Annotated in this window: 19 protein-coding genes; 7 read left to right on the plus strand and 12 right to left on the minus strand. The window is 67.0% G+C overall.

Annotated elements, in window-relative coordinates:
* Positions 1-2: 2 nt before the first annotated feature.
* Together AC1DIX_RS18525 and AC1DIX_RS18530 are read right to left on the minus strand one after the other, a co-directional pair.
* On the minus strand, positions 3-908 hold the full coding sequence (locus AC1DIX_RS18525; RefSeq protein ID WP_477326341.1) for an outer envelope protein: 906 nt from the start codon (positions 906-908) through the stop codon (positions 3-5).
* Positions 909-1,018: 110 nt separating this feature from the next.
* A complete protein-coding gene (locus AC1DIX_RS18530; RefSeq protein WP_442124153.1) occupies positions 1,019-3,109 on the minus strand; it encodes an aminotransferase class V-fold PLP-dependent enzyme in 2,091 nt (696 codons plus the stop codon).
* A 162-nt stretch (positions 3,110-3,271) separates the two neighbouring features.
* Between AC1DIX_RS18530 and AC1DIX_RS18535 the strand changes: the two genes are divergently transcribed.
* The 3 genes from AC1DIX_RS18535 to AC1DIX_RS18545 all read left to right on the plus strand — a co-directional run bounded on the left by AC1DIX_RS18535 (position 3,272) and on the right by AC1DIX_RS18545 (position 6,842).
* Positions 3,272-3,757, plus strand: coding sequence for an Lrp/AsnC family transcriptional regulator (locus AC1DIX_RS18535; protein WP_442124152.1), 486 nt, complete (start codon positions 3,272-3,274; stop codon positions 3,755-3,757).
* Between the two features lie 50 nt (positions 3,758-3,807).
* Positions 3,808-4,944: a branched-chain amino acid ABC transporter substrate-binding protein gene (locus AC1DIX_RS18540; protein WP_477326343.1), complete on the plus strand. Its 1,137-nt coding sequence runs from the start codon at positions 3,808-3,810 to the stop codon at positions 4,942-4,944.
* A gap of 86 nt (positions 4,945-5,030) precedes the next feature.
* Entirely contained in the window at positions 5,031-6,842 is a 1,812-nt protein-coding gene (locus AC1DIX_RS18545; RefSeq protein WP_477326345.1) for a DUF885 domain-containing protein, read from the plus strand.
* 59 nt (positions 6,843-6,901) lie between these two features.
* Here the strand turns inward: AC1DIX_RS18545 and AC1DIX_RS18550 are convergent, their stop codons facing one another.
* From AC1DIX_RS18550 to AC1DIX_RS18560, 3 genes are all read right to left on the minus strand, one after another.
* Positions 6,902-7,804: a nucleotidyl transferase AbiEii/AbiGii toxin family protein gene (locus AC1DIX_RS18550; RefSeq protein WP_477326347.1), complete on the minus strand. Its 903-nt coding sequence runs from the start codon at positions 7,802-7,804 to the stop codon at positions 6,902-6,904.
* 5 nt (positions 7,805-7,809) lie between these two features.
* The gene (locus AC1DIX_RS18555; protein WP_477326349.1) at positions 7,810-8,409 is read right to left on the minus strand and encodes a type IV toxin-antitoxin system AbiEi family antitoxin domain-containing protein; all 600 of its coding nucleotides are present in this window, start codon (positions 8,407-8,409) and stop codon (positions 7,810-7,812) included.
* Positions 8,410-8,527: 118 nt separating this feature from the next.
* Entirely contained in the window at positions 8,528-10,228 is a 1,701-nt protein-coding gene (locus AC1DIX_RS18560; RefSeq protein WP_477326351.1) for a PQQ-dependent sugar dehydrogenase, read from the minus strand.
* Positions 10,229-10,300: 72 nt separating this feature from the next.
* Between AC1DIX_RS18560 and AC1DIX_RS18565 the strand changes: the two genes are divergently transcribed.
* Entirely contained in the window at positions 10,301-10,834 is a 534-nt protein-coding gene (locus tag AC1DIX_RS18565) for a hypothetical protein (RefSeq protein ID WP_477326353.1), read from the plus strand.
* A gap of 6 nt (positions 10,835-10,840) precedes the next feature.
* On the opposite strand, the gene AC1DIX_RS18570 is transcribed toward AC1DIX_RS18565, so the two are convergent.
* The 4 genes from AC1DIX_RS18570 to AC1DIX_RS18585 form a co-directional block, all read right to left on the minus strand.
* Positions 10,841-12,529: a M14 family zinc carboxypeptidase gene (locus AC1DIX_RS18570; RefSeq protein WP_477326355.1), complete on the minus strand. Its 1,689-nt coding sequence runs from the start codon at positions 12,527-12,529 to the stop codon at positions 10,841-10,843.
* A gap of 47 nt (positions 12,530-12,576) precedes the next feature.
* Positions 12,577-14,094: a sensor histidine kinase gene (locus AC1DIX_RS18575; RefSeq protein WP_477326357.1), complete on the minus strand. Its 1,518-nt coding sequence runs from the start codon at positions 14,092-14,094 to the stop codon at positions 12,577-12,579.
* A complete protein-coding gene (locus AC1DIX_RS18580) occupies positions 14,091-14,981 on the minus strand; it encodes a hypothetical protein (RefSeq protein WP_442124145.1) in 891 nt (296 codons plus the stop codon). Before AC1DIX_RS18580 ends, AC1DIX_RS18575 begins: the two co-directional genes overlap by 4 nt.
* A gap of 128 nt (positions 14,982-15,109) precedes the next feature.
* Positions 15,110-15,760 carry a response regulator gene (locus tag AC1DIX_RS18585; protein WP_442124144.1) on the minus strand — a complete coding sequence of 217 codons (651 nt, stop codon included), beginning with the start codon at positions 15,758-15,760 and terminating at the stop codon, positions 15,110-15,112.
* 195 nt (positions 15,761-15,955) lie between these two features.
* Here AC1DIX_RS18585 and AC1DIX_RS18590 point away from each other — a divergent pair, with 195 nt between their 5' ends.
* The 3 genes from AC1DIX_RS18590 (at position 15,956) to AC1DIX_RS18600 (ending at position 20,748) form a co-directional block, all read left to right on the plus strand.
* Complete coding sequence (locus AC1DIX_RS18590; protein ID WP_477253668.1) at positions 15,956-16,630, plus strand: energy transducer TonB; 675 nt, start codon at positions 15,956-15,958, stop codon at positions 16,628-16,630.
* Positions 16,631-16,706: 76 nt separating this feature from the next.
* Positions 16,707-19,058, plus strand: coding sequence for a M28 family peptidase (locus AC1DIX_RS18595; protein WP_477326359.1), 2,352 nt, complete (start codon positions 16,707-16,709; stop codon positions 19,056-19,058).
* Positions 19,059-19,110: 52 nt separating this feature from the next.
* Positions 19,111-20,748, plus strand: coding sequence for a M28 family peptidase (locus tag AC1DIX_RS18600; RefSeq protein ID WP_477326361.1), 1,638 nt, complete (start codon positions 19,111-19,113; stop codon positions 20,746-20,748).
* Positions 20,749-20,836: 88 nt separating this feature from the next.
* On the opposite strand, the gene AC1DIX_RS18605 is transcribed toward AC1DIX_RS18600, so the two are convergent.
* From AC1DIX_RS18605 to sodC, 3 genes are all read right to left on the minus strand, one after another.
* Positions 20,837-21,853 carry a helix-turn-helix transcriptional regulator gene (locus AC1DIX_RS18605; RefSeq protein ID WP_477326363.1) on the minus strand — a complete coding sequence of 339 codons (1,017 nt, stop codon included), beginning with the start codon at positions 21,851-21,853 and terminating at the stop codon, positions 20,837-20,839.
* 69 nt (positions 21,854-21,922) lie between these two features.
* Positions 21,923-24,565 carry a hybrid sensor histidine kinase/response regulator gene (locus AC1DIX_RS18610; RefSeq protein WP_477326365.1) on the minus strand — a complete coding sequence of 881 codons (2,643 nt, stop codon included), beginning with the start codon at positions 24,563-24,565 and terminating at the stop codon, positions 21,923-21,925.
* Positions 24,566-24,752: 187 nt separating this feature from the next.
* A complete protein-coding gene (gene sodC / locus AC1DIX_RS18615; RefSeq protein ID WP_477326367.1) occupies positions 24,753-25,337 on the minus strand; it encodes a superoxide dismutase [Cu-Zn] SodC in 585 nt (194 codons plus the stop codon).
* Positions 25,338-25,483: the final 146 nt, after the last annotated feature.

Here is a 25,483-nt window from a genome sequence, read left to right on the forward strand (position 1 = left end):
GATCAGAAGTGGTATTCGGCGCGCACCATCGGCGTGCTGGCGCGCTGGCCGCGGTTGCCGGTGGTGGCCGCGGTGTTGCCGAACTTGTTGTTCCAGAACTGGTATTCGAGGCCGACGCGGAAGCGGTTCTTCGGCTGGCCGAAGCGGCTGCCGAGGTCGTACATCAGCTGCATGTCGAGATTGGTCTCGGCGCCGGTCCCGTTGCCGACCTCGTCGCGGCCCTTGGCGGCGATGTAGTTCAGGTAGCCTTCGAAGGACCAACCCGCTCCCCAGCCACTGAGCCAGCTCTCCGGCACCGGGATGCCCCAGCTGGCCGAGAACATCGGGTGGTAGTCGTAGGTGTAGCGGCCGCGGACTTCCGAGATCGGCGGGAAGGCGCCGCTCGGCGCATTGCTCTCGCGGAGCAGCAGGATGCCGGTACTGAGGAAGCCCGGCACGTCCCACATCAGGGTCGGGCCGGCCACCAGCATGCGCTTGCGCGAGTTGTAGCCGACGTCGTTCTTGGTGTTCCAGTCGAAGCCCAGCACCAGGCCCAGTCCCTTCACCGGGCCGTAGGCGATCGGTGCGCCGCGCAGGGCGCCGATGTCGAGCGTGTGGCGGTAGACGATATAGGCTTCCTGCGCGCCATCCCGCTGGTTCAACGAACCGGGGTCGTTGCTGTCGGACTGCAGCAGGTCGAGGTTGAAGTAGTTCGAGCCGTACTTGTAGCCGCTGGCGTGGGTCAGCGCGAAGATGTTCTTCTTGATGTCGGAGGGGTTGAAGGGCTCGCGGAAGCGCTGGCCATAGCGCCAGCTGATCGCCGTGTCGCTCCAGTCGGCTGCGGCGGCCGGCGGCGCCACGCTGGCCGCCAGGACGGCAACCGCGGCAACTGTGGCGGCCAGGGACGCGGCACTCGTACGTTCACTCATTGTTTTTCTCTGTCGGATGGGTTATCGGCAAGCCGGGTTGACGCTAGTGTAGCCGGAAGCCGCCCCTGCCGGCAGGGGCCTGTGGCGCGCGCGCCGCAGAGTCAACGAAACTATGCCTCCGATCCGGCCAGGGCCAGGCCGCCGCTCAGGCTCCAGGCCTCGGCATGGCCCAGGCGCTGCAGGCACAGCGCCGCCCGCGCGCTGCGGTTGCCGCTGCGGCAGACGAAGACCAGCGGACGCCGCGGCGCCGCCAGCAGCTGGCCCAGGTGTTCGGCCAGGCGCGACATCGGCAGCGCCTGCGCCGCACGGCCCTGCAGGCGCATGCCGCCGGCTTCCAGCTCGCAGGCTTCGCGCACGTCCACCAGCAGCGCATCCTCGTGGCTGCGCAGGAAGGCGTCCAGCTGCTGCGGCGCCAGCTGGCGCAACTCGCCGGCAGCCGACCCGGCATGCGCCGCCTCCAGCATGGTGCAGGGTGCGCCGCCGACATCGGCGCCGTGGCACAGCACCGTGGCGCCATCGATCAGTCGCGCCAGCTCCCGCGCATCGGCACCGTCCATCGCGATCCCGCCGACGAAGGCCAGGCGCACCGCCGCCGCCTCGAGCCGGCCTTCCTGCGCCCGGCCCAGCAGATAGGCGGCGCCGCGCCCGTCCCGGTCCGCCAGGCGCACCAGCACTTCGTCGCCCAGCGCGAGCGCCGGCGCGGCGCTGCCGTCGGCCAGGGTCACCACGCCGCCTTCGCGCGGCCAGCCGAGGGCGCCCGGCTCGCCGGCATCCAGACCGAGGCCTGCGCGCAGCACGGCGCGGGCGTCGCCGTCCGCGCCGCCATCCGTCCCCAGCACGGCCAGGGTGCGCAGGTGGCTAGCGCGGATCTGGGCCGCGATCCGCGCCGCCATGCCGGCCGGCGGATCGATCGCCACGCAGGCGCCGGCTTCCAGGTTGAACAGGATCCAGCCGTGACGTCCCTCGCAGCTCACCTGCAGCAGGCCGCGGCGCTCGCCGCTGAGGCTCGACGACGCCAGTGCCGGACGCCGCGCCGCCTGGCCGCAGCGGCGGATCCGCGCGCAGGCTTCGTCGATGAATTCCTCGGTCGCCAGCGGCCCGAAGGACAGGCGCACGGCGCCGCTGGTGCGCCACGCCGGCAGGCCCATCGCTTCCAGCACATAGCTGGGCGCGGCCTTCGCCGCCGAACAGGCGGAACCGGCGCTGACGCGCATGCCGGCGGCGTCGAACAGGTCGAGCAGTTCCTTGCTCGCCATGTCCGGCACCGCGAAGTTCAGGGTGGTCGGCAGCGCCAGTTCGAAGGGCGTGTTGAACACGATGCCCGGAAAGGCATCAACCAGGCTGGCCGCGACCCGGTCGCGCATCGCCGCCAGTTCGGCGTGGCCGCGGAAGGTGCCGCCCTCCTCCAGTGCTTCCAGCACGGCGCCGAGAGCCGCGATGCCGGCCATGTTCTCGGTGCCCGAGCGCTGGCCCGCTTCCTGGCCGCCGCCGATGATCAGCGGCGTGTAGGGCGTGCCCTCCTTCACGTACAGCATGCCGATGCCCTTCGGCGCATACAGCTTGTGGCCCGAAAAGGGCGCGTAGTCGATGCGGCTGTTGGCAAGATCCAGCGGCAGCTTGCCGAGGGCCTGCACGCAGTCGACCATCCAGAACGCGCGCGGCGCACGCTCGGCCAGCACGGCGGCGATGCGCTCGAGGTCGGAGACGGTGCCGGTCTCGTTGTTGGCGGCCATGGTGCAGACCATCGCCGCGCGCGGCGCCAGTTCGCGCAGCAGGTCCAGGCGGTGGCGGCCGGCGCCGTCGACCGGCAGCGCGCACAGGGTCAGCCTGGTACCGAGCAGGCGGTTCCAGTGCACCAGGCTTTCGGACACCGCCTTGTGCTCGGTGGCGCCGTAGATCAGCAGATCACCACAGTCCTCGCCCGCCGCACGCCGTTCGCGGATCGCGCACAGCGCCGACAGCACCGCGGTCTGGATGCCTTCGGTGGCGCCGCTGGTGAACAGCACGCGGCCGGCGCCGGCGCCCAGCACGCGGCGCGCACGCGCACGCGCGGCGTCGAGGATGACCTTGGCGCGGAGGCCGGTCGCATGGCTGCTGCTCGGATTGCCGAAGCAGGCCTGCATCGTCTCCAGCGCGGCGCTGGCGGCGGCCGGCAGCACGGGCGAAGTGGCGTTGGCGTCGAGGTAAATATCGTGGCTCATGAATAACAACCGAAAAAATTGCTAAAAACAAAAAATAATATGCACACAACGTGCCATAGTTGAGTAATATGTTACGGACTGACGCAGAATAAGATGTACTAAAATTCCTTTGTTTTCGTTGAAAAGAAGAACTGGCATTCTCATTCTTACTGCATAAGAGAAATGAACTCACTCGACAAATACGATTGTGCGATTCTGGCCGCCCTGCAGGCGGACGCCACCCTGTCGATTTCCGGTTTGAGCGAGAAAGTCGGGCTGTCCAGCACCCCCTGCTGGAAGCGCGTCAAGCGCCTCGAAGAAGAGGGCTATATCGAGAGCCGCGTCAGCATCGTCAACCGCAACAAGGTCGGCTTGCCGGTCACGGTCTTCGTCAGCGTGCGCGCCAAGGAGCACGACGAAAAGTGGCTGGAGCGCTTCGCCTCGGCCGTGATCGCCCTGCCCGAGGTGCTCGAATTCCACCGCATGAGCGGCGACGTCGACTACCTGCTGAAGGTGGTCACCACCGACATCGAAGGCTACGACCGCTTCTACAAGAAGCTGATCAAGACCGCCCAGCTGGCCGGCGTGTCCTCGGCCTTCTCGATGGAGCAGATCAAGTGCACTACCGCGCTGCCGCTGGAACTGATTTCGCACGGTCTCGCTGCCTGAACTGAATCATGCGATGATGGCGCCCGTTGGAACATAACGGAGACTAGGTAATGCCATCGAAATTCAAGATTGCGCCGCTGGCGCTGGCCGCCGGCATGATGACGCTCGGCGCCGCCGCCGCCCAGGACCAGCTGGTGCGCATCGGCGTGAGCGGGCCGCTGTCGGGCGCCAATGCCTTCGCCGGCAAGGACAACGAAAACGGCGTGCGGCTCGCGGTCGAGGAACTCAACGCACAGAAGATCAAGGCGGGCGGCAAGACGCTACGCTTCGAGCTGATGTCCGAGGACGACCAGGGCGACCCCAAGGCCGGCGTGAACGTGGCCCAGAAATTCGCCGACGCCGGCGTCAAGTTCGTGCTCGGCCCCTACAACTCGGGCGTCGCGATTCCCGCCTCGCGCGTCTACAACGATGCCGGCATCCTGATGTCGACGGTCGGCACCAACCCGAAGATCACGCAGTCGCGCTACCCGAACGTGTTCCGCATCGTCGCCAGCGACAACCAGGTCGGCGGCTCGATGGCGGCCTACGCGGCCAAGGAACTGAAAATCAAGACCGTCGGCGTGATCGACGACCGCACCGCCTTCGGCCAGGGCATCGCCGACGAATTCGCCAAACAGGCGCGCGCTTCCGGCCTGGCCGTGGCCGGCCGCGAGTTCACCAATGAAAAAGCGAGCGACTTCTCTGCCATCCTGACCGCCTTCCGCGCCAGGAAGGTCGACGCGATCTTCTTCGGCGGCTATGCCCCCCAGGGAGCGCCGATGGCGCGCCAGATGAAGCAGCTCGGCATGGGCGGCGTCCGCCTGCTCGGCGGCGACACCCTGTGCAGCCCGGAGATGGCCAAGCTGGGCGGCGACGCCGTCGGCGAGAACGTGCTGTGCGCCCAGGCCGGCGCCATGCTGGACAAGCAGCCCGGCGGCCCGGCCTTCAAGCAGCGCTTCAAGCAGCGCTTCCAGCGCGACCCGGACGTCTATGCGCCGGCCTTCTACGACCAGACCATGTTCATCGCCCAGGCCATCAAGAACGCCAACACGGTCGACGCGGCCGCGGTGAGCAAGCTTCTCCATACCATGAGCTACCAGGGCGTGGCCGGCACCTATGGCTATGACCCGAGCGGCAACCTGAAAAAGACGGCCGTCACCGTCTACACCTTCAAGAACGGCGCGCTGGCCCCCCTGGCCAGTTATTGAGAACACCCCGTAAAGACTGGGCCGCGGGCGGCGACAAGCGTATCCTTGTCGCCGCCTTCGTTTTTATTCCGCACACAGAACCGCACATGAAACAGATCCTGAAGCTGGGCGCGATCGCCTGCGCCGCCATGCTCGCCTGCGCACCCGCCGGCGCACTCGAGCCGAAACCCATCGCCGCCAAGACGGCTGCCGCCAGCGCCGGCGCCGAATCCCAGCGCCTGAACAAGCTGGCCGACGACTACTGGGACGCCGAAGCGCGCTTCGACCCCATCATGGCCGGCGAGGCCGGCGACAACCGCTTCGCCGACCAGATCGGCCTGTCGATCGCGCCGCAGAACCGCGCCCGCCAGTTCGCGCTGTACAAGGACTACCTGAAACGCCTGCACGCGATCCGCCGCGACGCCCTGCCCCGGCGCGACCAGACCAGCTACGACATCCTCGACTACGAGCTGAAGACCGCGCTGCGCCTGGAGCCCTTTCCCGAGCACCTGCTGCCGCTGAACCAGATGGACAACGTCCCGGTCGAGCTGGCGAACTACTCGAGCGGCCAGGGCGCCCAGCCGCTCGCCACGGTGAAGGATTACCAGGCCTACCTGAGCCGCCTGAACCAGCTCGGCCCCTGGATCGACCAGGCCATCGCGAATATGCGCGAGGGGATGAAGCGCGGCGTCACGGCGCAGAAGGCGGTGATGGCCTCGACCCTGCCGCAGATCCAGCACCTGGTGGCCGTCAAGGCCGAGGACAGCATCTATGCCTCGCCGGTAAAGCACTTCCCGGCCGGCTTTTCGAACGCCGACAAGGCGAAGCTGACGGCCGCCTACCACGGCACGATCGGCGCCAAGGTCAACCCGGCCGTGAAACGCCTGGCAGACTTCCTGGAGCACGACTACCTGCCGGCCTGCCGCACCAGCACCGGCTACGACGCCCTGCCGCAAGGGAAGGACTGGTACCTGGCGCGCGTCGCCAGCCAGACCACCACCGACCTGACCCCGGAGCAGATCCATCAGACCGGCCTGAAGGAAGTCGCGCGCATCCAGCAGGAATACGCCCGCATCGGGCCGCAAATGGGCTACACCGGTCCGGCATCGGGCCTGCCGACCTGGGTCTCGGAACAGCCGAAGTACACGCCTTTCAAGACCGAGGGCGAGATCATCGAGGTCTACCGCAAGCTGAACACCGAGCTGAATCGCAAGCTGCCGAAGCTGTTCTCGCTGCGGCCGAAGACCCCGCTCGACATCCGCCTGGAGCCGGAACTGACGCGCGCCACGGCCTCGGACCACTACACCCCGCCGGCGGCCGACGGCTCGCGTCCGGGCGTGTTCTGGACCGTGGTGAACGACCCGGCCAAATACAGCGGCCCCGGCATGGTCACGCTGTTCCTGCACGAAGGCCAGCCGGGCCACCACTTCCACATCGCCCTGATGCAGGAGCTGAACCTGCCGAACTTCCGCACCTTCGGCGGCAACAACGCCTTCACCGAAGGCTGGGCGCTGTACGCCGAAACCCTCGGCACCGAGATGGGCCTGTACGGCAAGCCGGAAGACTGGTTCGGCCACCTGAACGACGAAATGCTGCGCGCGGTGCGCCTGGTGGTCGACACCGGCATGCACGCCAAGGGCTGGAGCCGCGAGCAGTCGATCAAGTACATGCGCGAGACCCTGGGCTATCCGGAAGCGCTGGCGCGCAGCGAGACCGAGCGCTACATGGCCTGGCCGGCACAGGCGCTGGGCTACAAGATCGGCGCCCTGAAGATCCAGGAACTGCGCGCCCGCGCCGAGAAGGCGCTGGGACCGAAGTTCAGCCTGCCGAAGTTCCACGAGATCGTGCTGGGCGAGGGTACGCTGCCGCTGGCGCTGCTGGAGAAGAAGGTGGATCGGTGGATTGCGGAGCGCAAGTAAATTGAAGTATGGGTGAGCGCCATGCATGAGAACGATTGAACGTGCGCGCTCCCCCTACTTTATGCGGCTTCCTGCCAAGAAGCACCTTTTAACCAGTGTTGATTAAGGTTTTGGCCTGCGACTATGCTTGACAAGATCGGCAACAAAAATTCCTTGAGTTGTCCGACCACATCGGGGAGAGTCGGAGCTTCCAATTTGTTTTTTCGCTTGAAGGCGGCCCATTGATTTATTTTGTTCTCATCATTGGCGAAATCGTCAGACAATCCGATTAGCTCCGCAGCCATAGGTGTTTTTCTTCGTTCGAAAGTGGCGATTATTGCTTGACGCAACACATTGCCTTCGAATTCTGCGTATTGGCTCAATACCCATAGATCAAAATAGTCCTTGAGTCGAGTATTTGCCATAGCCAGCTTGGCAATCGCTTCGGTTTTCTCCGCAACTACAGTATCCTTTGGATAAGCGCGCAGCGCCGGGCCAGGCATATCAGGAAGAAGGACCGGATAATCAACTGCAAGCGCGTGAGGAGTTACGGCATCGCCATATCCCACGTCCACTTGGATAGGGCAACGAACGCGGTTGATGAGCCCTTGGAAGGTCACGCGAACACCTTCGTAATTAGAGTCTTTTCTGATCTCTTCTGCCTTCACGGTCTCGGGGTCAAAAATGATCCCATCTTCGCATTTAACATCACATACTTCCTTGAAAATTTCGGCAAGCGTGTCTAGGCCATGCGTTCCAAAGCCCAGCATATCTACATCGGTAGTTGGCCGATGCGGCATGTCGAACCACAAATTGAAAAGCATAGCGCCCTTCAAAAGAAAGGACTGTGCATGTTCGGATTTCGAAAGCCGATACAACATGCGCTCCAAACCATAACGCGTAAGCATCTGCTGGAAGTCGACATTTTCTTGCTTCGCCTTATTCTTGAGTTTGGCGAGAACCGAATCAGATATATTTTTCATGGCACTCAAATAAGAGACTCCAGATATGGACGCATTATTTTTTCTACTCGGCAGATCTTGCTGAAGTGATACAGCTCGCTCATTGTCACATGTCGTTTCCTCCATGCATCATGAAGAGCTTCGAGTGCAACGTCAATACCTATTTTATTTCGATATTTGAAGCAGTCAGCAACTGTTTTTGCAATGCTATAGACCTTGATAGACTGTCCTTCAATAAGATGCGATTCAACCCCTTCACTCAGCGCCTGTCCTGAGTACCAAACCACATGAATTGGGGGATAGTCGATTTTAGGAATGCGAGCTTTGTTGGGGATTGCTAGCCAAATCTCGAAAGGAGACTGTGTGGTAAGCCTATGAAAACGCAATGCTGTTAGAAGACAGAAAACACCTTGCCGACTTTGCGCAGCAACTTCGAGTAGTCCGTCCAGCTCAGTGCTCTTGCGCTTCGTGCTCGTGTAAACGCCGCGTCCCACTCGAGTTAGCTCGCCCCGGTTGACAAGACGTGTAAGAGTAATGCGAGGCACACCGAGCTTCACTGCGTCAGAAGTACGAAATGTTGGTCGCTCAGTGGCCAGAAGCATGACAGATGGCTGTTTTTTCTTCATCCCACGATTGTTCCATAGTGTCGGTAAATGTCAACAAGATCCGACAGTTTGGAACATAAAATGTTCCAAACTGTCGGTAAATATACTTCTTTACCGACGCTTAGAAACAAATAATGATTTACCTCTCCGGCGCCACGCGCCACACCACGCTGCCCGCATCGTCCACCACCAGCAGCGCCCCATCCTGCGCCACCGCCACTGCCGCCGGGCGGCCCCAGACGTCGCGGTCGCTCAGCACCATGCCGGTCATGAAGTCCTGGTACTGGCCGGTCGGCACGCCGTTCTTCATCATCACGCGGACCACCTTGTAGCCGGTGCGGATGCCGCGGTTCCACGAGCCGTGCAGGGCCACGAAGATGTCGCCCTCGTACTCTTTCGGGAAGGCGTGCCTGGCGCCCGCCGGAGCCTGGTAGACCACCATGCCGAGCGGCGCCGAGTGGGCCTGGATCAGGGTGTCGGGAATCGTCACCTTGTCCTTCAGGTCGGGGCGGATGCCCTTCAGGCGCGGGTCTTCGTGGGCGCCCAGGTAGTACCACGGCCAGCCGTAGAAACCGCCCTGCTTCACGCGCGTCACGTAGTCCGGCGGCAGGTTGTCGCCCAGTTCGTCGCGCTCGTTCACGCTGCAGTACAGGTCGCCCGTCTGCGGGTGCACCAGCATGCCGACGCAGTTGCGCAGGCCGTTGGCGAAGTTGCGGCGGTTCTTGCCGTCCACGTCGAAGGCCAGCACCGTGGCGCGGTCGGCTTCCTCGGCCCAGGCACCGCCCAGGCCGTGCTCCTTCTCCCATTGCGCCAGCGGCTGCAGCGGCTGTTTGCCAATGCCGGAAGCGATGTTGGTGGCCGAACCCACCGACACGAACAGCGTCTTGTCATCCTTCGAGAATGCCAGCGTGCGGGTGACGTGGCCGCCGCCGGTGTCGGCGATCTTCTCGACCACGGTTTCCGGCTCGCCCTTGGCCTTCAGGTCGCCGGCCGAATACGGGTAGCGCACCACCGAGTTCACGTTGGCGACGTACAGGTATTTCGGGTTCGGGCCGGACGGCCACAGCGCCAGGCCGTAGGGCCGCGACAGGCCGCTGGCGAACACGCTGGCCGTCTCCGCCTTCTCGCCGCCGCTGCCGGGGCGCAGGATGCTGACCTGGCCCTTGCCCGCTTCGGAGACGATGATGTCGCCGTTCGGCGCGCGCAGCGCCAGGCGCGCCTTGCCGGTATCGCCGGCGAACACGGACACCTTGAATCCCTGCGGCACGGCCGGCATCGCACCGCTCGGCCGCGCGGCGACCTTCGGGCCGTTGCCGGCGCTCTCGCTGGCGAAGGGCGCCGCCAGCTTGTCGGCGGTGATGTGGTGCAGGTCGCCCGGCTTGTCGTCAAGCCAGCCGCCGGCGCCATCGCTCACCTTGCCGTCCGCCGCTTTCGAGGCCGCCGCCGGTGCCGCCGCCTTGCCGCTTTGCGCGGCCAGGTAGCCGATCACCGCGGCGCGCGCCTTCGCATCGGCGATCCCGATCGGCATCGCGGTACCCGGCACGTCCCTGGTCGGATCGCGCAGGAAGACGTCGAGCTCCTCGCGGGTCCAGGTCTTGCCGGCGGCACCGGCCCTGGACAGCGCATCGGTGTAGTTATAGCCGGGCACCGCGCCCGCCTTGCGGCCGACCACGTTGTACAGACCGGGACCGGCGCGCGAACCCAGCTTCGGATCGACCGTGTGGCAGCTGGCGCAGTTGCGCTCGAAGTAAGTCTGGCCAGCCGAGGGCGCAGCTTCCRCGGCCCCTGCGGCCAGCCAGGCCAGCGCGGCGACCCGGGCCGCGAGGATGGTGCGATGCATGTTCTTCTCCTTGTTGAATCCGCCAAATAATAGGCGCAATATTGCCAGAACAATCAATAAAAGGAGGCGCGGATGGAAGGAAAACTGCTGGCGTGTGCACTGCTGGGCGTGACCATGCTGGCGGCCCTGCCGGCCGCGGCCCGGGAAACCGCGCAGGCGCCGGAGCAGGAAGCCTTGCGGCAGCGGCAGGCCGCCCGGATGGCGGACGGCTTCGCCCACCTGCACGGCTTCGGCGAGGGCGTGGCCGCGGCGCTGGCGGCTTCCTCGTCCGCCCAACGCACCAGGCGCGTCGAGGGCTTCAACGGCAAGCTCACGCGCAAGACCTACCGCCAGCCCGGCATCGAACTGACGACCGAGTCGGGCGGCGGCAATACGTTTCCGGGCTCGCTGGCGATCGCGCGCGCGGGCTGTCCGCTGCCGCTGGGACTGCACATCGGCGATCGGCGCGGCGCGGTCGAGGACGTCCTCGGCGCGTCGGCCAGCGGCGGCGACACCCTGGTCCTGAAGCGCACCAAGGGTGAAGGCTGCGCCGATCCCATCACCCTCACCTTCCGCGACAAGGTGCTCGCCCGGGTCGACTGGACCTGGGAGAGCTGCCAGGACTGAGCCGCTTCAGTCGATCATGAACACCGGATAACGGCGCCATTCCGGCTCGCGGTAGCGCGCGCAGTGGGCGAAGATGAAGTCCAGCACCGCGTACTGGTCGGACAGCTTTTGCGGGTTCAGTTCTTTCCACTCCGCGAACTTGGCGGCCAGCTCCGGCTCGTCGCGCAGCAGCTTCTCGGCTTCGTCCTCGAACACATAGTCCGAATACGCTTCCTTCTTCTCCAGCACGCTGTTGAAGAAGCCCCAGCGGAAGAAGCTGTCGTGGCCCAGCGGCTCCAGCATCTCGACCGCGTAGCGCGCATTGTCCTGGTCCAGCGGCACGATGTAGTCGCCGGCACGGACGGTGACGGTGGCGCAGCGGCGCTCGAGCTGCACGTCGTCGTGGAACATGTGGCCTTCGTAGGCATGCGGGCGCGAGCTGACCGACTTGATGTGGTAGCAGGCCAGTTCCTGCTCGCGCTCGGCCTCGACGCGCTCCATGCGCACGCCGTTCCACTGCAGGCGTTCGATCACTTCGCGCCACTGCTGCGGCACCACGTAGGCGCGCGGCGCCCACACGACGACGTCGGCAGGGAAGCGGTTGAAGTAAGGGATGTCCTTCTCATACGGCGCGCTGCGGTCGTACCACAGGCGCTGGTAGTCGCCCAGCACGCTCTGCTTGTACTTCGCGGCATAGCCCTTGAAGCGGAAGCTGGACGGATTGGCCTCGTCCATCGCCCAGTGGATCGGCCACTCGCGGCGGGTGCGGCCCTCATCCTTGGCGGCGCGGCGCAGCTGCACGATTTTGTCGCCATTCGCGACGGTGAAGCCGAGCGCCGTCTCCACCAGCGCGCGCATCGAGTGATAGCGGTCGGCGAAGGGCTTCAGCATGTGGGTCTCGGGCATGAAGCCGATCGTGTGGTGCAGGGCCGCGTAGCCGGTCGAGAAGCGCGGCGTCTCCAGGAAGTCGGCGATGCCGTCGTCCGGGCTGTCCTTGACCGGGTTCACGTAGGGGCAGGTCGGCCAGCCGCGCCTGTCCATCTCGGCGAACATCGCCGGCAGCATGGTCTCGCGCAGGAAGTCGCCCAGCTCCCCGCCCAGCTTGTCGGCCTGGGTCTGGATCAGGGTCATGGTGTAGCTGTAGTCGGCGCCGTTCGAGGTGTGGGTGTCGACCATCACGTCCGGATCCCAGGCCGTGAAGAACTCGTTGAACACGCGCGCGGTGAGGGTGTCGCATTTCACGAAGTCGCGGTTCAGGTCGAGGTGGCGGCTGTTGCCGCGGAAGCCGAACGACTCGGGGCCGTCCTGGTTCACGCGCGAGGTATCGTTGCGGTTGAAGGCACCGTCGACGTTGTACAGCGGGATGAAGATGAACACCGTGCGGCCGAGCGCGGCCAGGCGTTCCGGCTCCTGGCAGAAGTCGCGCACCAGGGCCATGCAGGCGTCGACGCCTTCCGGCTCGCCCGGGTGGATGCCGTTATTGTTGAAGAACACCGGACGCTTGTCGCGCTTGATCTCGAAGCGGTCGAACACTCCGTCGGCGGACACCACGCCGGCATGGATCGGCACGCCCGCATCCGAGGTGCCGATCTGGCTGAAGCGCAGCACGCGCGGGTAGCGCTTGGCGAGCTCCTCGTACCAGGCGATGCAGTCGGCCCAGGTGGTGGTCTGGTTCTGGTTGCCCTTCTCGAAAGGCGTCTTCAATTCATTGGACATGGTCGTGGCTGCTGGTGATGGTGATGGTGATGGTGATGCGAAGACCGCTAATGTACCTCAGTTGCGCCGCCGGCCGCCTCGTGCAGCGGCAGGGTGATGGCCAGCGTGGTGCCGCGCCCTGGCCGGGACCGCACCTGTATCCTGCCGCCGACGGCAAACACGCGCTCGCGCATGCCGATGATGCCGATGCCTTCCGAGGACAGGGCCGGATCGAAGCCTTCGCCGTCGTCGCCGACCTCGATGTGCAGGGCATTGTCGGCATCCGATAGCACCAGGCTGACGTGGGCGGCCGAGGCATTCGCGTGCTTCATGATGTTCGACAGCGCCTCCTGCACGATGCGGTAGGCGGAGATCGCCAGCTCGTTGTTCAGGCGCGAGAAGTCGCCCTCGGTATGGAATTCGAAATCGATGCCCGAGCTGGACCGGTAATGGCTGACCATCTCCTCGACCGCGCCGTGCAGGCCCAGCATGTCCAGCACTTCCGGACGCAGGCGCCGCACCAGGCGCCGGCCGTTGGCGTACAGGTCCAGCGCCAGCCTGGTGATGGCCTGGGCCTTGGCGCCGATCTGCTCGACTTCCGGTCCAGGCACGGCCTTGCTTGCCAACTGCTGGATGGTCTGCGATTCCAGCCGCACCGCGATCAGGGAGGCGTTCAGTTCGTCGTGGATCTCGACCGCGATGCTCTTGCGTTCGTCCTCGATGATGTTGTTGACCTTCTGGATCAGCTTGCGCTTGTCGGCGTCAGCGCGCAGGGCCTCGTTGCGCGATTCCAGCAGGTCGCGGGTGCGCTCGGCCACCTTGTTCTCGAGGTCCTGCTTGGAACGGTCGAGCGCCACCGACATTTCGCCGATCGAGGCCTGCAGCTCGCCGACCTCGCCGCCGGTGGTGACCGGCAGCTCGACCCGGTAGTCGCCGCCGCGGATCGCGCGCAGCACGGCGATCGCCTCCTGCAGCGGCACCGTCAGGCTGCGCGCCAGGAAATAAGCGAGTAAGCCGCTCGCGACCAGGGCCAGCGCCGCCATCGCCAGTTCGATGCGGAAGCGCCGCAGCTGCTTGGCCATCATGCTGGTCGGCGACATCGTCACCCTCACCCGCCCCACCACCTCGGTGGTCAGGGTCGGCGGGCGGGTGTCGCTGGAGGCGGAGACGTGCGGCGTGCCGTTGTCCGAGAACAGGTTGAGCCACACCACCTGCTTGCGGATCGGCGCCTCGAAGGAATGCGGCTCGGCCTGGATCGGATGTTCGGAGACCACGCTGACGGCATTGCGGCCATTGGTGTCGACCACGTCGATGCGGTAGACGCTGCGGTCCGACTGCACCAGGCCGTTGATGGTCAGGCGCAGGTCGGACAGGTTGCCGGAGATGACGTTGTATTCGCTGGTCTCGGCCAGCGCGCGCGCCAGGATGCGTCCGCGCTCGGCCAGCTCCTCGTCGACCTGGGCGCGGTGCGAATACCAGGAATACCAGACGAAGGAAGAGAACAACAGCGCCACCGGCAGCATGGTGATGAAGGCCATGCGCAGGCCGATGCTCCAGCCGCGCCAGAAGGACAGGTAGCGCATCATGGGCGGCGCGGCGGCGCCGGCCTGGAGAAGCCGCGCACCTCGTCGCTGACCGTGAGGTCGAGCGAACGCGCCACGCCTTCGTTGACGATGGTGCGGAAGTAGCGCGGGAACTGCGGCGGCGCCAGCTCGCCGCCGGCCACATAGGCGCTAGCGAGCTCGGCCACCTGGGCGTCGATGTCCTCGATCTCGGAATAGGTGGTGGCCAGCGCGCCGGCCTTCACCATGTCGCTCGAAAAGCCGATCACGCCCTGCTTGTGGCGGTAGGTCGAGAGCAGGATGTTGCGGATGCTCTCGGTGCTGTAGACGGTGCTGTCGGGCAGGGCCAGCAGCACGTCGGTCTGGGCGATCTGGTTCAGCAGGCGGTTGATGTCCTCGCCGCCGGCGTCCAGCACCGTCACTCTATCCGCTTCCAGCGCGGGGCGCATGAAACTGGTGTCGGCGCCGAGGATGGCGGCCACCCGTACCGGCCTACGGTACAGCAGCGCGGCCAGGCGCAGCTGGTCGGCAGGCGAGGGTTCGGCATAGACGGCGGTGCTGGCGACCGGCTGCGCCCCGCCCTGCGCGGCCTTGGCCATGATGGCGCGGTACACCTGGCTCGAGGTGAAGGCCGAGATCACCACGCAATCGCAGCGCTTCGACGCCACCTCGCGCAGGGCCGCCGGACCGATCGCCACGTACAGCATGCGGCGGCGCTGGGCCAGCTCGGTGCGGAAGGTGGAGAAGATCGGGACCAGGCGTTTGTACAGGTCTTCGGTGATGCGCTGGGTGATGGCGCTGTCGTCGGCGGTGACGAACTGGAAGCGGAAGCCCTGGGCGGGTTCGTGGGTGGGTTTGGCGGCTTGGGCGGTGAGGCTGAGCGCTGCGAGGATACTGGCTACGAAAATCAACTTGGAGCCTCGCACGGCGAGGCGCCTTCGCGGGGACGACGAAGTGCGGGCTGCGGTCGCCCCGGTGGCCTGCTGCCTTAAAACGTCGTCCCCGCACAGGCGGGGACCCAAGTTCCTCAGCATATCCCTTACGGCTCGATCAAACCATGCTTCACCGCCAGCTTGGTGATATAAGCCTGCCGATGCACCCCCAGCTTCTCCTTCACCGACTGGCTGATATTGCTGATGGTCTTGGTCGACAGGTTCAATCGCTCGGCGATCTCGTTGTTGGTCAGTCCCTCGGCCATCAGCTTGAAGATCTCCAGGCTGCGCTCGTCCAGCATCGACTGCGGCGAGACGTCGCCGCGCACCGCCAGGCTGGCCAGGCGCTCGGCGATCTGCGGCAGGAAGTACAGCTTGCCGGCGTGGGCTTGGCGCACGGCCTCGGCCAGGTCGGCCGGGTCGCAGTCCTTGGTGACGAAGGCGTGCGCGCCGAGGCGGTAGGTTTCCTTGATCAGGCTGTCCTGGTCGAACTGGCTGAGGAACACGATCTTCGCCTGCGGATCGGCCTTCAGGATGTTCTGGGCGGCGTCCATACCGGTCAGCTCGGTGCCGAAGCGGATGTCCAGCACCGCCACGTCGGGTTTCTGCTCGGCGTACATCGCCTCCGCCTCGCTGGGCGACTTGGCCTGGCCCACCACTTCCATCCCCTGCGCGCCAAGCGACATGGCGAAACCGGTCATCACGATCGGGTGGTCGTCCGCCAGCATCACGCGGATCGGCTTTTGCTCTTTCTGCATCGTCTTACCATTCTCTGGCATGTGAATGGTGTGATTATTCCATACAAGGACAGCAAGGCCAACGAAGGAAATTGATGAAACGAATGGAAGAAAATTTGCCAAGAATTCGCTTTACACATTGCTATGACATAGCATATATTAATTCCATAGCTTAGCCAAACCGCTTCATGTCCGATAACAACAAGGAGGATGGCCATGCATTTCTCTTACTCGAACCATGCGAATGGCAGCAAGGCCAGCAAGTTCGCGCTGGTTGCCGGCCTGCACGTGGCGCTCGGCGCCCTGATCGTCCATAGCCTGGGCACCCGGCATACGCTCTCGATCCTGCCCGAGCAGGTATTGGTGATGCTCGAACCGGAGCGCCTCGAACCGCCTCCCACGCCGCCCGAGCCGCCGCAGCCCACGCAGCAGCTGGCGCCGCCGGAAGTCGTGATCCCGAAGCTCGAGGTCGACGTCGCCCCACCGCCCGATCCGGCGCCGGTGACGGCCACCACCGAGGCCGAGCCCTCGCCGCATCCGTTCACGCCGCCCGCGACCGCCTCCGAAGCGCCGCCCGCCGCCAACGCGAACGCGAATGCGAACAGTGGCCAGATGCGCACCGCCGTATTCGCCGACGCCAACAGCTGCGCCCTGCCCGATTACCCGGCCAGCGCGGCCCGCAACGGCGACACCGGCACCACCACGCTGGCCCTGCTGGTCGGTACGGACGGCCGCGTGAGCTCGGCGCGCATCCAGCAATCGAGCGGCTCGCGGGTGCTGGACCGCGCCGCCCTCAATGCGCTCAGCCTGTGCAAGTTCAAGCCGGCCACCAATAACGGTGCGCCGGAAGCCGGCTGGGCCCAGATGGCCTATGTCTGGAAGCTGGACTGAGCCCGAAGCATCAAGCGTCCCTTCGCCCGCCCCCTCTCCTCGAAGCCTGGCGGGCTTTTTTTCGCCTGGAGAAGCAATGTCATCCCGTGAATCCGTCCTGCCCGCCGCCGGGGTCCAGGGCCTGGCCGCCGCATGCCTGCTCGGCGCGCTGCTGGCCTGGCTCGCACTGGCTCCGCGTCACCTGCCGGCGCCGCCCACCGCCGTCACGGCGTCCGCGATGCCCGGGTTTTCCGCCATCCGCGCCCAGACCCACGTGCGCGAACTGGCGGCGACGCCGCGTCCGGTCGGCAGCCATGCCAACCAGCAGGCGCGCGAGTACCTGCTGGCCCGCCTGCGCGCACTCGACCTGGAGCCGGAAGTGCAGATGGAGACGGTGCAGACCTCCTCCTCCGACCTGACCGCCAACGTGCGCGTGACCATGGCCGAGGTCCACAACGTGATCGTCAGGAAGCCGGGCGTGCTGTCCGGCCATGCCGGCAGGCCGGCGGTGCTGGCGGTCGCCCACTACGATTCCGGCAGCGACTCCCTGGGGGCGGCCGACGGCGCCGCCTCCAGCGCCGCGCTGCTGGAAACCCTGCGCGTGCTGCAGGCCGGGCCCGCGCTCGACAACGACCTGCTGGTCGTCTTCACCGACGGCGATGCCGGCCAGGCCCTCGGCACGCGCGGCTTCGTGCAGTCGCATCCCTGGGCGCGCCGCGCCAGGGTCGTGCTGCGCTTCGATAATCCCGGCAACCGCGGCGCCCTGCAGCTGATCGGCGCCGACCGCGCCGACTCTTCGACGCTCGGCGATTGGGCGGCGGTAGCGCCGGATCCCCAGGGCTCCTCCTTCATGGGCGAGCTGTACGCCACGCTGCCGCATCACGAGGGCGCGGCCCTGCTGGCCGGTCCCGATCCCGATCACGGGCCGGCGGTCCTGCACTTCGCCACCACCGCCGGACCGCTGGGCGGGGGCGCCTGGGACATCGCCGAACGCCTCGACCGCGCCAGCCTGCGGCACGAGGGCGACACCATGCTGGCCCTGCTGCGCCACTTCGGCGCCGCCACGCTGCCGGAACCCGGTGCGCGCGGCCAGGTCTTCTTCGCCCTGCCCGGCCTCGGCATCCTGCACTACGGCTATTCCCTGGTGTGGCCGCTGACCTTGCTGGCCTGCCTGCTGTGCATAGCCGCCTGCCGCACCGGCATCCGGCGCCAGAACATCGACGTCACCGACATCGTGCAGGGCGTCTTCGGCATGCTCGCGATGGGGGCGCTGGCCACCTTCGCCGCCTGGCTGTGCCGCGAAGCCCTGCCCGGCCTCGCAGAGCGCTACGATGCCGGCCTGCTGGCCGACGGCGCGGGCCTGGCCGCCACCGTGCGCTGGCAACTGCTGGCCTTCACGCTGGTCCCGCTGACCGTCTTCATCGCGCTGCAGCGCAGGCTGCAGGCGCGGATCGGCGCCGCCGCCGCGCTGCTGGGGGCGATGTGCCTGCTGGCCATGGCGCTGGCCGTCGTCAGCTGGTTCGCGCCGGGTGCCAGCTATGTGCTGGCCTGGCCGCTGCTGGCGTCGCAGGCGGCGTATCTGGTGCTGAACAGCCGCCGCACGCGCGCGTGGACGGCGCCGCAGCGGCTGGCCGCCATGTTAGTGGCCGCGGTGCCGGCCGCGCTGCTGATCCTGCCGGCGGCGCGCGACAGCCTGCTGTTCCTGTCGCCGGCCTGGCTGCTGCTGCCCTGTGCCCTGGTGTGCTGCCTGCCGGCCCTGTGCGGCCCGCTGCTGGCCGGCGTCGGCGCGCGCCTGGTGGTGCGCCCTTTGCTGCTGGGCGTGTGCGCCTGCCTGCTGCTGGCCCACCGCGGCGGCACGCTGCGGCCGGAGCTGCCGCAGCCGAACCGGCTGCTGTATTTCAAGGACACCCCGAGCTGGCAATCCTTCTGGCTGTATCCGCCGGTGCCGCTCGATGCCTGGACCCGCAAGTTCTTCCCCAACAGCCTGCACCCCGACCAGCTGCCCTATCTGTTCCCGCCCGGTTCGCCCTCGGTATGGTATGCGGCGGCCAAGCGCGACGACAGCATCGCCTACCCCGACCTGCTGATCGAAAAGGACGTGCGCGGCGGCCCGGTGCGCCACGTGGAAATCCGGCTGCGCTCGAAGAACCGGGCGCCCGCGCTGATGCTGCGCATCGTCGGCGCCGACAGCCTCAAGACCAGCGTCAACGGCCGCGTGCTCACGGCCAGCCGCTACCGCGGATGGCGGCTCGACCTGCACGGCATGCAGGACCGCGAGCTGCACTTCGCCTTCGACCTGGTCGGCGATCCCTTCTTCCTGGTGTATGTCCAGGAACGCATGCCGGGCCTGCCGGAACGCGACCTGCCGCCGCGTCCCGCCGGCATGCTGCCGCGCCTGCTGCCGCAAACCGCCACCACGGTCTCGTCCGACGTGCTCCTGTTCCGCTAGAATGGCCGGGCTTCTGCTTTGTAAATCCGATCCATTCTCGCACCAGGAATCCATGCACAAGATCGTCCGCCCGACCCTCGCCGCCAGCCTGGCGCTGGCCTTTGCAGCCCACGCGGCCAGCCCCGCGAAACCCGCCGGCGCCAACCATGGCGCCACCGTCCAGGAAGCCCCGCTGCGCGCCCACCTGGCCTTCCTGTCCTCGGACGCCCTGGAAGGCCGCGGCACCGGCCAGCGCGGCGGCGAGCTGGCCGTCACCTACCTGGAGACCCAGGCGATGGCCGTCGGCCTGCTGCCGGCCAACCAGGGCAGCTACCGCCAGAGCGTCAGGATCGCCGGCGTGAAGGCCCACCCGCAGGAAAGTTCGGTGGCCCTGGTCGCGGGCGGCAAGCCGCTGCCGCTGGCCTTCGCGAAGGACTGGGTGTGGGCGCCCGGCGATGCGAAACCGGTGCACGACATGGACGCCGAACTGGTCTTCGTCGGCTACGGCATCAGTGCGCCGGAAGAAGGCGGCTGGGACGACTACAAGGGCCTCGACGTGAAGGGCAAGGTGCTGATCATGATGGTCAACGACCCGGCGCCGACCGGCGCGGAACCGGACCGCTTCAATGGCAAGGGCCTGACCTACTACGGCCGCTGGACCTATAAATTCGAGGAAGCCGCGCGCCGCGGCGCCGCCGGCGTCCTGCTGATCCACACCGATGCCTCGGCCTCCTACGGCTGGAGCGTGGTGCAGAACAGCTGGACCGCCGAGCGCTTCCAGCTGGCCGACGCCGATCTCGGCACCGGCCTGCAAGGCTGGATGACGGAGGCCAGCGCGCGCGCCCTGTTCGGCGCCGCCGGCCAGGACCTCGACAAGCTGCGCGCCGCCGCCGAAGACAAGTCCTTCAAGCCGGTCGTGCTGAACGCCCGCGTGCAGGGACAGGCCAAGGCCGCGGTGCGTACCCTGGAACAGTTCAACGTGGCCGGCATCGTGCCGGGCACCGATCCGAAGCTGAAGGACGAACTGGTGATCTACAGCGCGCACTGGGACCACCTGGGCAAGCAGGGCGACACTGGCGACACCATCTTCAACGGTGCCGTCGACAACGCCTCGGGCAGCGCCGGCCTGCTTGCGATGGCCCAGGAGGCGGTGCGCCATCCGGCCAAACGCAGCCAGATGTTCCTGTGGGTGGCGGCCGAAGAACAGGGCCTGCTGGGCAGCGCGGCCTATGCGGCGCGCCCGCTCTGGCCCCTGAACAAGACCGCCGCGGCGCTGAACCTGGACAGCCTGAACTTCGTCGCCATGGCCAAGGACATCGGCGTGCAGGGCAGCGAACGCAGCAGCCTGGGGCTGCTTGCGGCCGGCACCGCCAGGGCGATGAACCTGAAGGTGGCGGAGGCGCGCCCGGACCTGGGCGGCGGCTACTTCCGCAGCGACCACTTCAGCTTCGCCAAGGCCGGCGTGCCGGCGTTCTCGGTGGGCGGCGGCCACGACTGGGTGAAGGACAAGGAGGGCAACGACGCCAAGCGCAAGGCCTACGGCCCGCGCTACCACCAGGCCAACGACGAATACGATCCTAACTGGGATCTGTCCGGCATGGTGCAGCAGGCGCAGTACACGCTGAACCTGGGCCGCGCGGTGGCGGACGCGCCCGCGATGCCGACCTGGAAGCCGGGCGACCAGTTCGCGAAAGCCCGCGCCGCCAACTGAGCCTCCCGCAACAATGACATCCCGCGCAGCCCGGAAAGGCTGCGCGGGATTACCGTCCTTGTTTGCAAGCTGTCTGTCGAGAGCGGGGTTACATGCGGGAGATCGCCGGCCGCAGCTGCTCCAGGAGGCCGGCCTCGGACGAGCAGCCGAATTTTTCGTAGACCGCCTTCACGCAGTCGCGCAGCACGGCGTCGCTGACTTCCATATTCGCGCGCGCCGATTCGCGCCCACCGCCGACGCCCATCCAGAACGCCACCTCGGCCTGCTGCGGCGACAGCTCCACCGAGCCGATCGCGCGCCAGATCCGCAGCGGCAGCGGCACCACGAACTTCATGAAGATGCCGACCGTGCGGCTGGCGGCGCCGGCATCGCCGCCCGTGTGCAGGGCCGCGGCGCCACCCACGCTCATCCACTGGGCGCGCGCCTCGAGGATGCCGCCGGCCATCGCCAGGGTCGCCAACGGCAGCAGCCAGGGATAGCGGTCGCCGTGCACCACCGATTCCACCAGGCGCATGCAGAACGGCGGCACGGTGCGGCGGTCGAAGCGCTGGCGCTCCTGCGCGGCCAGCTGGTCCAGCAAGCCGCCGGCCGAGTCGCTCAGATACAGGATCTGGCCGTCGCCGGTGGCCAGCAGCATGGCTTCGTCCTCGACCACGGCGGCGCCGCCCGCGCCCAGTTCCGGCGCATTGCGCAGCGCATGCTCGAAATAGCCGGCGACACGCCGCAGGTCTTCCTCGTCATGGTGGTCGAAGGCAGGTCCCTCGGCGCGCCACAGGACGATCTCGCCGCGCCTGCGCCCGCCGCCCTGCAGCGGCGCCTCCAGCACATGGACGGGCGGCGCGGACGGCGCATCGAAGCCGACATGGTCGCCGTAAAAATAGCCCCGCGGCGGCGGCAGCACCTGGACGAAGGCGGCATCGTCCCGGCCGGCGTCGGGCGCCGGCTGCGCGGGCAGTTGCGGAAGCAGCGTCAGGTGGGCGGAGGAATTCGGGATGAGCTCGCGCACCAGCCCGAAGGCGTCCGGGACGATCGTCATCAGGTCGAGACCCGCGTGGCACAGGATGCGCAGGCGGGCCCACTGACGGCTGTTCTTTTTGCGGGACATCACCGAATACTGAGCGGTTGGAAATTAATTGTCAATATGCCACGCCCCCGCGAAGGCGGGAATGACGGATCAAGAAGTTGCGGGAGCGACGGCAGGTGCGTGCGCCAGGATCTGCGCCAGCTTGGCGATATCGACCGGCTTGACCAGGTGGTGGTCGAAGCCGGCCTGGCGCGAGAGTTCGCGGTCGCGCTCCTGGCCGTAGCCGGTCAGCGCCACGAACACCGCGCCGGCGTGGCCGGGCCGGCGGCGCAGGCGGCGCGCCAGTTCGTAGCCGGTCATGTCGGGCAGGCCGATGTCGAGGATGAAGACTTCGGTGCCTTCCACTTCGGGCGCGCGCAAGGTGGTCGAGGCGTCCTCGTAGACCTGCACGTTGTGACCGTGGGCGCGCAGCAGCACCGCCAGCGAATGGCCGGCGTCCAGGTTGTCGTCGACGATGGTGACCGAGAGCGGCCGGGTCTCGCCGGCGATGCCGCCCGCGCGCGGCGTCTCGCCCGCCTGCGCCTGCGCGAGGGGCAGCGTGACCGTCATCGTGGTGCCGCGCTGGGGACCGTCGCTGCTGGCGGTCACCGCGCCGTTGTGCATGCGTACGATGCTCTTCACCAGCGCCAGTCCGATGCCGAGACCGCCCTGCGAGCGGTCGGGCGCGCGGTCGGCCTGGGTGAACAGGTCGAAGATGTGGGGCAGCAGCTGGGCGTCGATGCCGCTGCCGTTGTCGCGCACGCTCACCTCGGCCGAGGCCCCTGTGCCGGTGACGGCCAGCGTGATCCGGCCGCCGGCCGGCGTGTACTTGGCCGAGTTGTTGAGCAGGTTGACCAGCACCTGGATCAGGCGGGTGCGGTCGCCCTCGACCGGCACCTGCTCGGGCGGCAGGTCGACCGTCAGCGCATGGCCGCGCTCCTCGATGTGCGGGCGCGCCTGTTCGACGGCAGCCATCGCCACCTTGTTCAGGTCGAGCACTTCGTTCTCCAGCTTGACCAGGCCGCGGGTCACGCGCGAGACGTCCAGCAGGTCGTCGACCAGCTCCTTCATGTGGCGCACCTGGCGCGAGATGATGTTGCTGGCCTTCAGGCGCAGGCCCTCGTTCGCTTCCGGCAGGCGCAGCAGCTGGGCCGCGTTGGAGATCGGCGCCAGCGGATTGCGCAGTTCGTGCGCCAGCATCGCCAGGAACTCGTCCTTCATCTTGTTGTGGCGCTCGGCCTCGGCGCGCGCGGCGCGCTCGCTGGCCAGCAGGCTTTCGCGCTCCAGGGCCGCCTTCTGCGCCATGTCGTAGAGGCGCGCATTGTCGATCGCGATCGCGGCCTGGCCGGCGAAGGTGCCGATCAGCTCCTCGGTGCGCGCGCTGAACATGCCCGGGGTCGAGTGGCCGAAGAACAGCCCGCCGATCACCTCGCCCGAGCGCGAAACCACCGACGCCGCCAGGTAGCTGCGCACCGGCAGGTGGCCGGGCGGCATGCCGTGGTGCGGTCCCATCGAACCGTAGCGCGGATCCTTCGTGATGTCGTCGCTGCGGATCGGCGCACTGCCGTAGAAGGTCGGGCCGAACACCTTGGTGGGACGCGGATGGCCGAAGTCCTGGAAGGCCTCGCGCGGCGCCCCGCTCAGGGTGTAGAGCAGATAGGCGTCGCCGTTGCCGTCGGTGCCGTTATGGAAGAAGGCGCCGAATTCGGCGCCGGTCAGCTGGGTGGCGGCGTCGGTGATCGCCTGCATCAGCGTTTCGAGGTCGAGGGTCGAGGCCAGCTGCCCGGTGGCGTCCTTCATCAACGCCAGCAGGCGGCTCTCTTCGCGCAGCGCCTGCTCGGTACGGATGCGGCGCAAGGCATCCGCGATCCGGTGGGCGCTGTCGCCGATCAGCTCGACGTCGGCGGTTTCCCAGCTCTGTGCGGTGGGCGCATGCAGCGCCAGCACGGCTTGCAGGCGCCCTTCGTCCATCAGCGGCACCAGCAGGCCGGCGGCAATGCCCTGCGCCAGCCAGGCTTCAGGGCCGGCAATGTCCGGCTCGGCGGCGACGTCCGGCACGCACACGATCTCGCCGCGCAGCAGCTGGGCCTCGCGCCCGAACGCGAGCAGCCCGAGCGGCACCGCGCGTCCCGGCTCGCCGTCCGGCGCGCCGTCGCGCCACTGCTCGCGGATCACCGCCGCCTGCGCCGCATGGTCGACCGTCGCGAAGATCGTCACCGCGCCGGCCGCGTGGCCGCTCACCTGGCGGGCGGCGGCCTGCAGCAGCGGACCGGTTTCGGTTTCGCGGCGCAGGATGTCGGCCAGCGCCAGCTGGAAGGCATGGCGGCGCTCGGCCCGCACGCCGCCGGTGGTTTCGACGAAGGCGGCCAGCACGCCGCCGACCCGGCCCGCATCGTCGTAGACCGGGCTGTACGAATAGTGGAACCAGCAGGTTTCGGGATAGCCGAAACGGGTGACCGTCAGGGCCAGCTTGTCGGAGCCGATCGACTCCCCGCGCCAGGCGCGTCCCCAACGCTCGGCCATCACCGGCCAGATATCGGCCCAGGTGACGCGAGCGTCTTCGCCCAGGGCCGTATCCTGCTTGTTGCCGAGGGAAGGCAGATAGGCGTCGTTGAAGAACTGGATCTGGCTTTCGCCCCAGGCCAGGCACATCGGCAGCCGGCAGTCCAGCAGGGTGCGCACCGCCAGTTTGAGGCTGAAAGGCCAGGAGGCGACCGGACCGACGGGTGTGTCTTCCCAGGGATGGCGCCGCATCCGCAGCTCCATCTCACTTACGTTCGGTGGCGACGTATCGCCGGATGCGGCAGGGTCGAAAGGCCAGGACATAGGTATTCGTCAGCAAAGCCGAGCCGGAGGGTCGGCTCGCCGGCTCATCATAGCAGGCATTGTTAAATCAATGCATGCAAGTAATGAACAATTTTTACATTGCCTGGCCGGATACTCACTGGATGACACCGCAGGCGATGCGCGCGCCCCCGCCGCCCAGCGGCTGCGGCTTGTCGGCGTAGTTGTCGCCACCCGCGTGGATCATCAGCGCCTTGCCCTTCACGTCGGCCAGCCTGGTGAGATGCGGCGCCGTCACCGCCAGGGTGGCGCGGCCGTCTCCCCCCACCACCAGCGGCGGCAGGTCGCCCAGGTGGCCGTTGCCGGTGGGGCCGAGGTGCTGCTTGCTGCCGCGCGGGTCGTAATGTCCGCCGGCGGCGCCCGCCGCCACCTTCTTCCCGTCCTTTTCGTTGACGCCGCAGCTGCCGTTTTCGTGCACGTGATAGCCGTGTGGGCCGGCAGGCAGGTCGGTCAGCGCCGGAGTGAACACCAGGCCGTTCGGCGATTCGGTGATCGTCACCGTGCCGATCATCTTGCCGGTGCCGCCGGCGGTTACCAGCGTCATCGGGGCTTGCAGCTTGTCGCCGGAGGACGCCGGCGTTGGCGCGGTCGCCGGCACGGAGGTCTGTGCGCTGGCGCTGCCGATGGCGGCAGCGGCGAGGATGCAGGCCAACAGGGCGGTCCTGGTATTCGTGTCCTTCATTACCGTCTCCTTTCAGTGCTTCGGGTGGCAGGGTGAAATGCGGAGATAGTGTATGCCATCGTTACTGCCGGGGGCGGACGGGAGGACGGTACCAGGGTTCGGCACAAACATTCCTGACTTTAGGACGTTTGCGCCTGCGCTAAAAA

It is taken from the genome of Massilia sp. 05N420 (assembly GCF_056397205.1).

Excerpts from the sequence above, each read along its gene's own strand:
- AC1DIX_RS18525 (WP_477326341.1), bottom strand. The coding sequence starts at position 908 with ATGAGTGAACGTACGAGTGCCGCGTCCCTGGCCGCCACAGTTGCCGCG.
- AC1DIX_RS18530 (WP_442124153.1), bottom strand. The coding sequence starts at position 3,109 with ATGAGCCACGATATTTACCTCGACGCCAACGCCACTTCGCCCGTGCTG.
- AC1DIX_RS18535 (WP_442124152.1), top strand. The coding sequence starts at position 3,272 with ATGAACTCACTCGACAAATACGATTGTGCGATTCTGGCCGCCCTGCAG.
- AC1DIX_RS18540 (WP_477326343.1), top strand. The coding sequence starts at position 3,808 with ATGCCATCGAAATTCAAGATTGCGCCGCTGGCGCTGGCCGCCGGCATG.
- AC1DIX_RS18545 (WP_477326345.1), top strand. The coding sequence starts at position 5,031 with ATGAAACAGATCCTGAAGCTGGGCGCGATCGCCTGCGCCGCCATGCTC.
- AC1DIX_RS18550 (WP_477326347.1), bottom strand. The coding sequence starts at position 7,804 with ATGAAAAATATATCTGATTCGGTTCTCGCCAAACTCAAGAATAAGGCG.
- AC1DIX_RS18555 (WP_477326349.1), bottom strand. The coding sequence starts at position 8,409 with ATGAAGAAAAAACAGCCATCTGTCATGCTTCTGGCCACTGAGCGACCA.
- AC1DIX_RS18565 (WP_477326353.1), top strand. The coding sequence starts at position 10,301 with ATGGAAGGAAAACTGCTGGCGTGTGCACTGCTGGGCGTGACCATGCTG.
- AC1DIX_RS18570 (WP_477326355.1), bottom strand. The coding sequence starts at position 12,529 with ATGTCCAATGAATTGAAGACGCCTTTCGAGAAGGGCAACCAGAACCAG.
- AC1DIX_RS18575 (WP_477326357.1), bottom strand. The coding sequence starts at position 14,094 with ATGATGCGCTACCTGTCCTTCTGGCGCGGCTGGAGCATCGGCCTGCGC.
- AC1DIX_RS18585 (WP_442124144.1), bottom strand. The coding sequence starts at position 15,760 with ATGCAGAAAGAGCAAAAGCCGATCCGCGTGATGCTGGCGGACGACCAC.
- AC1DIX_RS18590 (WP_477253668.1), top strand. The coding sequence starts at position 15,956 with ATGCATTTCTCTTACTCGAACCATGCGAATGGCAGCAAGGCCAGCAAG.
- AC1DIX_RS18595 (WP_477326359.1), top strand. The coding sequence starts at position 16,707 with ATGTCATCCCGTGAATCCGTCCTGCCCGCCGCCGGGGTCCAGGGCCTG.
- AC1DIX_RS18600 (WP_477326361.1), top strand. The coding sequence starts at position 19,111 with ATGCACAAGATCGTCCGCCCGACCCTCGCCGCCAGCCTGGCGCTGGCC.
- AC1DIX_RS18605 (WP_477326363.1), bottom strand. The coding sequence starts at position 21,853 with ATGTCCCGCAAAAAGAACAGCCGTCAGTGGGCCCGCCTGCGCATCCTG.
- AC1DIX_RS18610 (WP_477326365.1), bottom strand. The coding sequence starts at position 24,565 with ATGCGGCGCCATCCCTGGGAAGACACACCCGTCGGTCCGGTCGCCTCC.
- sodC (WP_477326367.1), bottom strand. The coding sequence starts at position 25,337 with ATGAAGGACACGAATACCAGGACCGCCCTGTTGGCCTGCATCCTCGCC.